The organism is Paenibacillus sp. J22R56, assembly GCF_056269375.1.
This window is the reverse complement of sequence record NZ_JBWDNV010000009.1, coordinates 357,446-371,125: the sequence shown is the minus strand read 5'-3', so window position 1 is coordinate 371,125 and position 13,680 is coordinate 357,446. Positions and strand designations below refer to the sequence as shown.

At 45.7% G+C, this 13,680-nt stretch carries 9 protein-coding genes; 8 read left to right on the top strand and 1 reads right to left on the bottom strand.

From position 1 onward, the window contains the following. The first annotated feature begins 223 nt into the window (after positions 1-223). The 4 genes from AC0YNT_RS22810 (at position 224) to AC0YNT_RS22795 (ending at position 7,462) form a co-directional block, all read left to right on the top strand. Positions 224-4,060 carry a discoidin domain-containing protein gene (locus AC0YNT_RS22810; protein ID WP_475806671.1) on the top strand — a complete coding sequence of 1,279 codons (3,837 nt, stop codon included), beginning with the start codon at positions 224-226 and terminating at the stop codon, positions 4,058-4,060. 479 nt (positions 4,061-4,539) lie between these two features. After that, a complete protein-coding gene (locus AC0YNT_RS22805; protein ID WP_475806670.1) occupies positions 4,540-5,982 on the top strand; it encodes a DHA2 family efflux MFS transporter permease subunit in 1,443 nt (480 codons plus the stop codon). Positions 5,983-6,015: 33 nt separating this feature from the next. Then, positions 6,016-6,723, top strand: a complete 708-nt coding sequence (locus tag AC0YNT_RS22800; protein ID WP_475806669.1) for a multicopper oxidase domain-containing protein — start codon at positions 6,016-6,018, stop codon at positions 6,721-6,723. Position 6,724: 1 nt separating this feature from the next. Then, positions 6,725-7,462 (top strand): multicopper oxidase domain-containing protein, encoded by a 738-nt coding sequence (locus AC0YNT_RS22795; RefSeq protein WP_475806668.1) that lies wholly within the window; start codon positions 6,725-6,727, stop codon positions 7,460-7,462. Between the two features lie 89 nt (positions 7,463-7,551). Here AC0YNT_RS22795 and arfA read toward each other — a convergent pair whose 3' ends face one another. Then, entirely contained in the window at positions 7,552-9,063 is a 1,512-nt protein-coding gene (arfA, locus tag AC0YNT_RS22790) for an arabinosylfuranosidase ArfA (protein WP_475806667.1), read from the bottom strand. A gap of 141 nt (positions 9,064-9,204) precedes the next feature. Here arfA and AC0YNT_RS22785 point away from each other — a divergent pair, with 141 nt between their 5' ends. The 4 genes from AC0YNT_RS22785 (at position 9,205) to AC0YNT_RS22770 (ending at position 13,591) form a co-directional block, all read left to right on the top strand. Continuing rightward, a complete protein-coding gene (locus AC0YNT_RS22785; protein WP_475806666.1) occupies positions 9,205-10,104 on the top strand; it encodes an ArsR/SmtB family transcription factor in 900 nt (299 codons plus the stop codon). 318 nt (positions 10,105-10,422) lie between these two features. Beyond that, on the top strand, positions 10,423-11,859 hold the full coding sequence (locus tag AC0YNT_RS22780; RefSeq protein WP_475806665.1) for an ABC transporter substrate-binding protein: 1,437 nt from the start codon (positions 10,423-10,425) through the stop codon (positions 11,857-11,859). Next, positions 11,856-12,761, top strand: coding sequence for a carbohydrate ABC transporter permease (locus tag AC0YNT_RS22775; protein ID WP_475806664.1), 906 nt, complete (start codon positions 11,856-11,858; stop codon positions 12,759-12,761). The genes AC0YNT_RS22780 and AC0YNT_RS22775 overlap by 4 nt, the downstream gene beginning before the upstream one ends. Further along, a complete protein-coding gene (locus tag AC0YNT_RS22770) occupies positions 12,758-13,591 on the top strand; it encodes a carbohydrate ABC transporter permease (protein WP_475806663.1) in 834 nt (277 codons plus the stop codon). The genes AC0YNT_RS22775 and AC0YNT_RS22770 overlap by 4 nt, the downstream gene beginning before the upstream one ends. The last annotated feature ends 89 nt before the right edge of the window (positions 13,592-13,680 follow it).

The window sequence follows — 13,680 nt, the reverse complement described above, 5'->3', positions numbered from 1 at the left end:
AAAGTCTCGCAGTCTTCTTTGTGTTTAATCAACTCGAGGATCGAGCGGCTTATCTTCATGATCTTGGAATTACATACATTTTCCGTAGGATTACATCTTATTTCCGGAATCATATTGTTTCTATAATTAGAGATATACCATTGGAAGGAGGCTCATTAATCAGACATCTTGTAACCGCTCCCATAGTTCATGATTATTAGACAAATTATTGAGGAGGAATATAATGCGTAACAAGTATGTCGCATGGTTGCTTATTGCAACGATGCTGATCACTAGCTTGTTTTTGACCAGTGGAGCACCAGTCTCTGCCGCAGGAGGACAGAACTTAACACTTGGTAAGACGATTACGGCAAGCGGCCAATCCCAAACCTATGCCCCAAGCAATGTAAAAGACAGTAACCAGGCTACTTATTGGGAAAGTACCAATAATGCTTTTCCGCAATGGATACAAGTTGATCTTGGTGCCAATACAAGCATTGATCAGATCGTTCTGAAGCTCCCAGCAGGCTGGGGTACACGGACACAAACCTTGGCTGTTCAAGGAAGTGCGGACGGTTCGACTTTTACGAACATTGTAGGTTCAACTGGTTATGTATTTAATCCATCAGTTGCAAACAATGCGGTTACTATTAACTTTACAGCAACAAGCACGCGTTATGTGCGCTTGAATGTAACGGCAAATACAGAATGGCCGGCAGCTCAGTTATCCGAGTTCGAGATTTATGGCGCCAGCATCCCGGCAACTCCTGGTACATACCAAGCCGAATCGGCAGCGTTGTCAGGTGGAGCGAAAGTGAATAACGATCACATCGGCTTTTCCGGTACTGGATTTGTAGATGGTTACTGGGCACAAGGGGCAGCGACAGCATTCACAGCAAACGTATCCAGCGCAGGAAGCTATGATGTTACATTAAAGTATGGTAACGCAAACGGCTTAACACAGACGATTAGTATCTATGTGAATGGATCGAAGATCCGTCAAACTACTTTGCCTAATCTGGCGAACTGGGATACATGGGGCACAAAAACAGAGGCACTCACCTTGAGTGCCGGTAACAATACGATTACTTACAAATACGATGCTGGCGACTCCGCGAATATCAACATTGACGAGATCAAAGTAACAGCGTCCAGCACACAGACACCAACACCGACACCGACACCGACACCGACACCGACACCGACACCGACACCGACACCGACACCGACACCGACACCAACACCAACACCAACACCAACACCAACACCAACCGATAATATCGCGATTGGCAAGACAATGACCGCATCCTCCAGCACGCAAACCTATGTGGCTTCGAATGCGAACGATAATAATACAAGCACATATTGGGAAGGCGGCAGCAGTCCAAGTACATTAACACTTGATCTGGGCAAAAATTATAATGTTTCTTCCATCGTATTGAAGCTGAATCCTGCAACGGAGTGGGGTACTCGTACACAAACGATTCAAGTACTTGGCCATAATCAAGCGACTACTACCTTCAGCAATCTAATCTCATCCCAAACGTATACTTTTAACCCGACGTCTGGCAATACCGTGACTATTCCAGTGACAGCAACGGTTAAACGCCTGCAATTGAACGTGACTTCAAATTCTGGTGCTTCAGCGGGACAAATTGCGGAGTTCCAAGTATTTGGTACAGCTGCTGCTAATCCGGATTTGACGATCACGGGTATGTCATGGTCCCCTGTATCCCCAGATGAGTCTAGCAATATAACCCTTAACGCCACCGTAAAAAATGATGGCAATGCAAGCTCGGCAGCATCTACGGTGAATTTCTACATGAACAATGAACTAGTTGGATCTGCTCCAGTGGGAGCACTCAATGCTGGTGCAACTGCGGCAGTCACTTTAAATGTCGGAACTAAGACAGCATCAACATATTCGCTCAGTGCCAAGGTGGATGAGAATAACTCGATTATCGAGCTTAACGATTCCAATAACAGCTATACGAACGCAGCTTCATTGGTTGTCGCACAGGTTGCAAGCACAGACCTCATTGGCACAACTTCGTGGACGCCAAACAATCCTGTAGCCGGCAATACGATTGCATTTACGGTAAATCTGAAAAACCAAGGAACCGTTGCCTCAGCAAGCGGAGCTCATGGGATTACAGTCGTTCTTAAAAACTCTGCCGGTTCAACAATTCAAACGTTCAGCGGCACGTATAGCGGAGCTTTAGCACCTGGAGCCTCTGCTAATGTAAACATTCCTGGGTCATGGTCAGCGATTAACGGGAACTATACGGTTACGACAACCATTGCAACAGACGTGAATGAAGTCGTGGCCAAACAAGCTAATAATGTAAATTCAGCTAATTTGGTTGTTTATTCGGTTCGAGGCGCAAGTGTACCATACAGCCGATATGATACCGATGATGCAACTCGCGGCGGCGGGGCAACGCTGCAGTCTGCACCAACCTTTGATCAATCTCTTATCGCTTCAGAAGCATCTGGGCAAAAATATATCGCTCTTCCTTCCAATGGTTCCTATCTGCAATGGACCGTACGACAAGGTGAGGGCGGCGCAGGGGTTACGATGAGATTTACGATGCCTGATTCGACAGATGGTATGGGTCTGAACGGCTCGCTTGACGTCTATGTGAATAATGTCAAAGCAAAGACCATTTCGTTATCTTCGTACTACAACTGGCAATATTTCTCAGGCGATATGCCGGCTGATGCTCCTGGTGGAGGACGTCCGTTATTCCGCTTTGATGAAGTGCATTGGAAGCTGGATACACCGCTCCAGCCAGGAGATACCATTCGTATTCAAAAAGCAAATGGAGATAGCTTAGAGTATGGCGTAGACTTTATCGAGGTTGAACCTGTCCCAACAGCCATTGCACAGCCAGCTAATTCGGTGTCTGTTACCGATTATGGCGCTATCGCAAATGACGGCCAAGATGATCTGGCAGCCTTCAAATCAGCTGTGACAGCAGCAGTAGCAGCTGGCAAGACCTTATATATTCCAGCAGGTACGTTCCATCTGAGCAGCATGTGGGAGATTGGTTCGGCTAGCAATATGATCAATAACCTAACGATTACTGGCGCTGGTCTCTGGTATACGAATATCCAGTTCACGAATCCAAATGCAGCAGGCGGAGGGATCTCGCTCCGGATAAGCGGCAAGCTCGACTTCAGCAACGTGTATCTCAATTCGAAGCTCAGATCCCGTTATGGACAAAATGCGATTTATAAAGGATTCATGGATAACTTCGGTACCAATTCGAAAATCCATGATGTATGGGTGGAGCATTTTGAATGTGGATTCTGGGTGGGGGATTATGCTCATACACCGGCGATCTATGCGAATGGGCTGACAATCGAGAACAGCCGGATCCGCAATAACCTGGCTGATGGAGTCAACTTTGCACAAGGAACAAGCAATTCCATTGTCCGCAATAGCAGTCTGCGAAATAACGGAGATGATGCTCTGGCGGTCTGGACGAGTAACACAAATGGTGCACCGGCAGGAGTGAATAATACCTTCTCTTACAACACGATCGAAAATAACTGGCGTGCAGCAGGTATTGCCTTCTTCGGCGGCAGCGGTCACAAAGCCGATCATAATGTAATTATTGATACAGTAGGCGGGTCAGGCATTCGACTCAACACCGTTTTCCCAGGCTACCATTTCCAGAACAATACGGGGATTACTGTCTCGGATACTACGATTATTAATAGCGGTACGAGTCAGGATTTATACAATGGGGAACGTGGAGCGATTGATCTTGAAGCTTCCAACGATTCGATTAAGAACGTCACCTTCACGAACATCGATATTATTAATGCACAGCGTGATGCCATTCAATTTGGTTATGGAGGAGGATTTGAGAATATCGTCTTTAACAATGTGACCATTGATGGAACGGGTAAAGACGGGGTAACCACATCAAGGTTCTCCACCGCTCATCTGGGTGCTGCAATCTACACCTATACTGGTAATGGATCAGCAACCTTTAACAATCTAGTAACAAGAAATATTGCGTATCCTAATATGAATTTTGTACAAAGTGGATTTACTTTAACGTTTAATTAATTGGAAAAATAGCGGTGCATGGGACTTTCCCTGCATCGCTATTTTTTCTTATGGCAAACAAATGAGATCCAGGCTAACGAATCCTGAGATGCTTATTTGGTGAAAATCAGTGTGTTTACCAATCTAACGAATCGTGATACCGCTATATGGCTAGTTGGCGTCAAAATGATAGATGTATGCAGAAAATAAAGTGATTAGGATTCTTTATAAATTGGAACTTATCTCATTTGAACAAATTTCGTGATGTAGATTCGTTAGCGTCACCTATTTAGTGATTGACCAATCACTAAATAGGTGGTAATGTATGGCTATGAAGTTATTGATTGATCAATCACCAATCTAGAAAATTCAAGTTAACAGCTCTAATATGAAAGGATTACTGCGGTATGAGTAGATCAGATGAATTGTTGTTAAGCAAACAAAAGAGAGCAGTAAGCGCGACAGAAAGTAAAATAATTAATTACAAATGAGGTGCTCTTATGAGAACGATAGTTCAGCCAGTAATATCGAGTTCGCGCATGATCTCTAATCGATGGTGGGCGCTTATCGTACTTGCACTAGCCCAATTCTTGGTCGTCCTGGATGCATCCATTGTCAATATCGCGCTTCCGTCTCTAGGCTCAGAGCTGCACTTGAGCACGAATATGCTCAGCTGGGTGATTACTGCTTTTGTGCTGCCATTTGGGGGACTTCTGCTTCTGGGAGGCCGGCTTTCCGACCGATTCGGGCATCGAAGATTATTTATGATAGGTGTGGTAGGATTCTCAGTTGCATCGGCTGCAGCAGGATTGGCTGCCTCTGGCGGCTGGCTGCTTACTGCTAGAGCGATTCAAGGTGCATCGGCCGCATTACTTGCTCCAGCTGCACTTGCATTGGTTACCAAGCTGTTCACCACTCCGCAGGACCGGGCGAAGGCGCTTGGCATATGGGGCGCTGTTGCAGGCATCGGAAGTGCTGCAGGTGTGTTGCTTGGAGGGGTACTAACTGCTTCTCTTGGCTGGTCTTCTGTATTTTATGTGAATGTGCCGATAGGTGCATTGGTACTGCTCACGCTGCCTTTTCTCCTACCAAAAGATTTACCTGGTGAACGTGTGAGTTTAGACCTGTCAGGCTCGGCTGCTGTAACAATTGGTCTTGTTAGCTTGGTAGCTGCGCTTTCTGGGACAGAACGGCTTGGCTGGACAGCGCCGCAAACTTTGATTCTTTCCAGCCTATCGATTGTACTGCTAGGGTTGTTTGTTTTCCTCGAAAAGCGTGCATCGAACCCGCTTATATCGTTCAGTATTTTCCGTAACAAATCAGTTACAGGCGGGAACTTGGCCATGTTTCTTATGGGTGGAGCTACAACCGGACTATTCTTTGCGCTTTCGGTTTACATGCAGCAAGTGCTTCATTACGATGCGTTAAAAGCAGGTCTTACCCAGCTCCCGCTGGCTGGCGCATTGGTCGCAGTAGCCGGAGTAGTTCCAGTAGTAATGAAAGCAATGAGGACGCGCAACACGTTAACAGCTTCTCTAATTTTGCTGGCTGCGGGCTTATTCTGGCTATCATTCTCGCCAAGTGATGCTTCATTCATAGCTGATCTGCTTGGCCCATCGATTGTAATCGGGATTGGACTGGGAGGCGCCTTCGTCTCTGGAACAGAGCTGGCTGTTCATGGTGTGACGGATCGGGAAGCGGGCCTAGCAAGCGGTTTGATTAATACTAGCCAACAGATTGGCGGAGCAATTGGGCTTGCGGTGCTGACAACTGTAGCCTCGTCACGTATCAATATTTTGCAAGGTCGAGGGAAGGCTGAATCGCAGGCATTGACAGAAGGATTCTCATGGGTCTTTCTTGGATCAGCAGTGTTAGCCATTGTGGGAGCTATTGTGGTCTTTATCATTGTAAAACGTTTACCATCATCAAAAGATAGTGATTGATCAATCACAATTTGAGCTTAAGGAGTGAGATTTATGAAACAAAGAACAAAGGCGAAGCGCTTAGTTTACATCGGTATTCCGGCGATCCTAGTGCTTCTCATTGGGGCGCTGTTAGTGACATATTTTTGGCAAATGAGATTTCAGAAACCTTTAGAGATCAATATGGCTCACCATCACATGGCAGCAGATATGAAGAGTATGGAAAGTATGGAGGATATGGAGGACATGGAAGGTATGGTATCCTGTTCTTCGCTCATTGCACCGGACAACAATGCTCCAGTTCGCAGGTTTGATCTGACAGCGGCCCAAACGACATTGGAGATGGATAATGGGAAGAAAATGAAGGCTTGGACGTTTAATGGCTCATCACCAGGTCCAGAGTTTCGAGTGATGGAAGGAGACCGTGTTGTTGTGACTCTTCATAACAAGGATATCGTAGACGGCGTCACGATTCATTGGCACGGCATTCCAGTTCCATGCTCACAGGATGGGATTGCAGGGGTCTCGCAAGATGCCGTACAACCAGGAGAGCAGTTCACCTATACTTTTATAGCTGATCATCCTGGCACCTATTGGTATCATTCCCATCAGATGAGCTCGATTCAAGTGGACAAAGGATTGCTTGGTATGATAATCGTTGATCCCAAAGTGAAAAGCACTAACCAGACGGATGTACCCGTTATTTATCAGGAGAAGCACACATGGACTGACGGTACCAGGGAAGCCGGGGGAGAAGATTAGATTGAGGCTGACCAACGCCGGTAATGAAACGATGAAGTTTGTGATAGATGGAGCTGCTTATCAAATAATAGCGATGGATGGCCAAGATCTCCATGAGCCTGGTTGGTTAGATGGAACAACGCTTTCTATTGGAGGGGGTCAGCGATACGATTTGCTTATACCCATTCCGGAATCGGGCATGGTTGTCGTGAGCAGTCCATCAGCTAAGAATCTTCCTATTCGAATCGGAAGTGGACAGGAACCAGCGCACACAGAGGATGGAGAGCCTTTCTCATTTGTGAATTACGGTTCACCGCTTATGAATGATCCTGTTTTAAAAATTACGCCGAATCGCCGCTTCGACCTGAAGTTAGGTCAAACTTTATTTGTGAAGTCTATTAATGGCAATGCTTTTCACGATATTCCGCCTATGATTGTGAAAGAAGGAGATGATGTACTCATCAAATTGACGAATGAAGGAGGAGGTGATCACCCCTTCCACCTCCATGGGCATATCTTTCGTGTGTTGAGCAGGAATGGTATTCCGCTGCAAGGCAGCCCCGTCTATTTAGATACGTTGTTGACACATAAAGGAGAGTCCTATGAATTGTATGTGAAGGCCGATAATCCGGGTCTCTGGATGGCACACTGCCACAATCTTCAGCATGCTTCCATAGGCATGAGTATGATGTTTAATTATGAAAATGTGGAGACCCCGTACCGGGTAGGATCCAAATCCGGCAATTTACCGGATCTCTAACCGGTCAGTGTCGCTATATAAAAAGATAGGGCAATCGTCAAAGTCATCATGACTTTGGCGATTGCCCTTATTAATAGAGGGGGAGTCTGTTATCCCTTTTTTGTCTGAAGACGAATAACATTCCACGATGCCTTAGGAAGTATAGCCTGAACGCTGCCGTTATCTACAAAAGTCTTACCTCCGGCATGTGGAACAACATTGCGCGGATTGGATTTGGTGTTCGTTGCTTTTAAATCTTCGCTCTCCAGCACAAGATGTTCAATGACGCTCACGTCACCGAAGCTGCGGAGATCAAGATTGAGCTCCATTTGTTCCTCAAGATGCCGGTTAACTGCGAAGATGGTAACCAAGCCATGTTCCTCGTCGTATACGGTGATCGCTTCGAGATAAGGAACATCGGTGAAGTCCCTGGAGTCGTATTTTGGAGAAGAGATGACTGCTTGAAGTACCGTTCCTCTGCCGAAATTCGAAGCATGCAGGAATGGATAGTAGGTAGTTTGCAGCCAAATATCGCCGTTTGTTTCAGTCATGATTGGTGCAATAACATTAATTAATTGCGCGATACATGCCATTTTCACACGGTCCGCATGCTTGAGAAGTGTGATCAGGAAGCAGCCTACTGCTAAAGCATCCTCATGTGTATACACATCTTCAAACTCTGGCGGGGCAATCTGCCAACGCTCATCCGCGCGGCTTGTGCCAATCGTATTCCATACATTCCACTCGTCGAGCGAGAGCATCAGCTTTTTCTTACTGCGTTTTTTCGCTTTCACATAATCACAGATCGCAGCCACACTATCGATGAATTGATCCATATCAAGTGATTTGGCGAGGAAATTTGCTGTATCGTTATTGTTGTTATTGTAGTAAGTGTGAAGGGACAAGTAATCGACTTGATCATAGGTTAAATCGAGAACAGTTGCTTCCCAATCTGCAAAGGTGCTCATGCCGCTGCTGGAGCTGCCGCAAGCAACAAGCTCGATTGAAGGATCGACCCATTTCATCACTTTAGCTGTTTCATTAGCAAGTCGTCCATATTCAACGGCCGTCTTCGCGCCAATCTGCCAAGGACCGTCCATTTCATTGCCAAGACACCAGGTTTTGAAGCGGTGAGGCTCTTTGTAACCATGGGAGATTCGTAGGTCACTCCAGTAAGTGCCTGAAGGGTGATTGCAATATTCGACAAGATTTCTAGCTGCATCCATCCCCCGTGTACCTAGATTAACAGCCATCATGACTTCAGTGCCAACCAGCTTGGCCCAATCTGCAAATTCATTGGTACCTACTTCGTTTGTTTCTGTTGTCCACCAAGCAAGCTCTAATAGACGTTTGCGTTCGCTCTTAGGACCAACGCCATCCTCCCAATTATAGCCGGATACGAAGTTACCTCCAGGGTAGCGGATGATAGGAACTTGAAGAGCTTTTATAGCCTCTATAGCATCTTGCCGAAAGCCGTTTTCGTCAGCGGTGGGATGTCCTGGATCATAAATACCGCCATAAACAGCGCGTCCCAAATGTTCGATAAAGGATCCATACAGACGTGGATCAACTGGGGAAATCGTAAAGTTTTTGTCAACAAGCATACTGGAGCGAATAGTCATGAAGTGACCTCCTAATTGAATTAGCTCAAAACAAAATTCAAAATATGATTGAAATGATATATTATTAGTAACATAATGGTTTGTAGCAGGCAATGATTAGTTTTAGGATTACATAAAAACAAAATCCTACGAGGTGAGAAGATGCTTTCTACCAATAAAGACTCGTTAATTGTCTATGAAGCGCTGGCTAGTGAAGTGCGATTGAAGATAATAGATAAATTATTTGAGAGAGAAATGCATGTGAAAGAGCTGGCATCCGAGCTGTTCCTCAGTAATCCGGTCATTAGCGGACATATTCGGAAGCTGGAAGAGGCGGGAATTGTCGGCAGCAAAATGAAAAGAATAGATGGAGCTACTTATAAGTTTTGTTTTATAAAAGCCGAATTTATGCAAATTAAGTTGTCTCCTAATGATGCTACTTCTCTTAGCTTTCATGAATTGTCTCTCCCAATCGGACATTATACCGGTTACGAGGCTTGGCCAACTTGCGGGATTGCGACAACTGAGAAAGTCATTGGTCAATATGACAATCCTGTCTGTTTCATGGACCCAAAGAGAGTGAATGCGGGCATTCTGTGGTTCGCAAAAGGATGGGTGGAGTATAAGATTCCTAATTATTTGTACAAGGATCAGCAGCTCCACGAGATTGAAATCTCGTTTGAGATTGGATCCGAAGCTCCCCGAGTCAATGAGAATTGGCCTTCGGATATTCAATTTTTTCTCAATGATATGTCACTGGGGGTATGGACCAGCCCGGGGGACTTTGGGAAGACAAGAGGGCGGTTTACGCCGGATTGGTGGTCTCATGATGTGAATCAATACGGATTACTGAAGGTGCTTCGGGTTAAAGAACAAGGAAGTTACATTGACGGACAGAAGATTTCAGACGTTGGTCTCCGGGGTATCGGGACGGATGCAATCAACTGGACATTCCGTATTGCAGCAGAGGATACTGGACGTGGACGAGGTGGTCTTACCCTTTATGGAAAGGGGTTTGGCAACTACAATCAAGACATTTTGTTTAGAAGTATTTATGTGTGAGCAATATAAAAATGATGAAAAAATTGTCGGTTCCAATCTAAAATTGGAGCCGATTTTTTTTCTTATTCTGCACCTTCCGGGAACTACGATTTGATGACATAAAACATCCTGATCCCCTCTGTTTAATGTCCGAAATTTACAATTGACCTTTTAATTGTAAAGCTTTTATAATGACCCTGTGAGCTACATTAACGATAATGTTAACGAAAATGGAGGTGAAATCTTCCTCAAATCATGAATGGCATCGTTCATCTTGACTTGCATCATTGGTTGAATCATAAATAGGGATCTTTAACCAATTTTGAAGGAGGTAAGTCTATGAGGAAAACAGCAGGCTTAGCATGGACAGGAATGATAGCGCTTTCGGTAATAGTAGCGGGATGCAGCAGCAACAGCGGCAATTCCAATACCAAGGAAGTTTCCGGAAACACAGTTAATAACACAAGTAGCAACACAGCAAATAACACGGTACAGAATGAACCTGAAAAGCATGATCCAGTAACTTTGAAGTATACATTCTGGGGCAGTCCTAATGAGAAGAAGGTACAGGAAGCCGCTATTAAATCTTTTACAGAAAAGTATCCTTGGATAAAAGTGAATACCTTGCATATCCCAGACGCATATACAACCAAGCTGACAACAATGGCTTCCTCAAATCAGATGCCTGATATTGGCCTCTTAAATGGTGATGTTGCGCTGGAATGGGCTTCGCAGGGAAGAATCTATAACATCTTGGATTTCCTGAATAATGATCCAGATGTGAGTGTGAATGATATCCTTCCGAACACCATGTATTACTGGGATGAAGGGAAGCTGGCCGGGGTAAACGGCGCACTTGAAGCTTTCGCCTTATTTTATAATAAGGATGCTTTCACGGATGCCGGTCTGCCGCTGCCTCCAACGAAAGCAGATGAGGCTTACACATGGGACCAATTTGTAGAGACTGCTCAGAAGCTGACGCTGGACCAAAAAGGCCATAATGCATTGGATCCTGATTTTGATCCAAAGGCGATCAAGCAATTCGGAGTTACGATGCCGTTATGGGCTTATATGAATGGCGTTGTGTCCAACGGCGGTCAATTCATTAACGAGGACGGAACCGAGTTCAAGCTGTCTGATCCGGAAGCTGCAGAAGCAATTCAGCAATGGGCCGATCTAATCAACAAATATCATGTGGCGCCATCACCAACCCAATCGAAAAACTTACCTTCAGGTGCAACTGCGCTTCAATCCCGCAAAGTGGCGATGACGATGGACGGCCAGTGGAGTCTGGTTGATCTAGGTGCAGCGTCGAAGAAGCTCAACTTCGGCGTAGGTGCTGCTCCAGTCATGAAGAACAAAGCGACTATGACACTTGGCGAACCAATCGTAATCTTCAAGGATACGAAACATCCAGAGGAAGCTTGGATGCTCTATAAGTGGATGATGAATCCGGAGAATACGATTGAGCTTCAAACGAGTGGACTTTGGATGCCGGTCCTCAAGAAATGGTACGAGAATGAGGATCTGGTCTCGAAATGGGCTGCAGGTAACCCGGCACATCCGGACGGCTACCAGGATGCTGTAATGCGTAATGCCTTCGATAATGGCTTCCCGAACACATCGTATTACGTGAAAAACTTGTCCAAAATCAACAGCATCATTGACCCGGCACTTGAGCAGGTCTGGCTCGGCAAGGCGACAGCAGAGGAAGCTTTAGCCAAAATTAAGCCTCAAGTGGAAAAAGAGCTGAAAGGGGTTTATACGGAGAGATGATCAGCGGGAGGAAGTTATGGAATAAGGAGGCCAGGGCAGGCGTTCTGTTTGCTTCACCGGTTATTGCCGGATATCTCATCTTCGTCCTTGGACCGATGATTGCCAGCTTCATCTTCAGCTTGTCGGAATACAACGTAATAAGTCCTTTGAAATTTATTGGCTTTAGTAACTATACGAACTTGTTTGACGGAACGGACCCGTTATTTTATAAGTCGCTAAGGGTTACGGCCTATTACGTTATTCTAAGTGTACCCTTACAGATTTTGCTGGCATTTATGGTGGCGCTGCTGCTTAATCATCCAATCAAGGGAAAAACGTTCTTCCGCACCATCTTTTATATGCCGACCATCGTACCTGCTGTTGCATCGTCGATGATCTGGTTATGGCTGTTTGATCCGGATCTTGGTCTATTAAACCAGCTGCTCAAGGTATTTGGGATTTCTGGACTGCAGTGGATCTATTCGGAGAATCTGGCTGTGCCCTCTTTAGTCTTAATGAGCTTATGGACCATCGGCGGCACGATGGTTATCTTCCTGGCCGGGCTTCAAGGTATACCAAGACATCTGTATGAATCAGTGGAGGTGGATGGCGGGAATTGGCACCATAAGCTGTTTTTTATTACCATACCACTCATGACACCAACAATCTTCTTCAATTTGGTGATGGGCTTCATTGGAAGCTTTCAGGTGTTCGGGCAAGCCTACATTATGACGCAGGGCGGACCAAATAACGCAACGCTGTTCTATTCCTACTATCTGTACCGGGAAGCGTTCGAGTTCTCCAGTATGGGCAGTGCATCTGCGATCGCCTGGGTGTTGTTCATCGTCATTCTAGGTCTTACCATGATGGTATTCAAAACGTCTGCTTTATGGGTGTACAGCGAAAGTGAGGGGAAACGATGATTAGCAGCAAGGTGCTTTCCAAGTCGCTCATCTATCTGTTGCTGGCTGCCGGAGCTTGCTTGTGTCTGTTTCCTTTCTACTGGCTGCTGCGCAGCTCGGTGATGGATCAGTCGGATATATTCGTTATCCCACCGATCTGGATGCCACATGATTGGCTGTTCAGTAACTACCGTGAGGCGCTGACCATTCTGCCGTTTAACCGGTATTTCCTGAATACGTTTATTATCGTCGTACTGGAGGTTTCCGGGGTCGTGTTATCGAGCTCCATCTGTGCGTATTCCTTCGCTAGACTGAGATGGCCGGGACGGAATCTCGTGTTCATGATTATCTTGACCAGCATGATGCTTCCGGGAGCGGTGACCCTTATTCCGCAATATGTCGGATGGGCGAAGCTGGGTACAACAAACACCTTTATTCCGCTAACGCTTCCGGCATGGTTTGGAGGAGGGGCGTTTAACGTCTTCCTGCTCAGGCAATTCTTTATGACGATTCCAAAAGAACTAGACGAAGCAGCACTTGTTGATGGAGCGGGCTATTTCCGAATTTACAGCCGTATTATGCTGCCGCTGATTGTGCCTGCTTTGGTGGTGGTCGGACTGTTCTCCTTCTTGAACGGGTGGAATGATTTCATGGGACCACTCATTTATTTGAGTGATGAGAAATTATACACCCTTGCACTTGGGCTCCAGACCTTCAAGGGAATGTATAATGCACAGTGGCATTTGATGATGGCGGCAACAACAGTGGTCTTATTACCGGCTATGCTTGTCTTTTTCCTTGGGCAGAAATATTTTGTAGAAGGTATTGTGATGACTGGTTTGAAAGGGTGACCAGCTGATCTCCTCTGGACATTTGACTCCTAAATTTTCTAGTGCTAATCTATTAATCAAAATGAGAGAGTCTAATTAAGACACTCCGG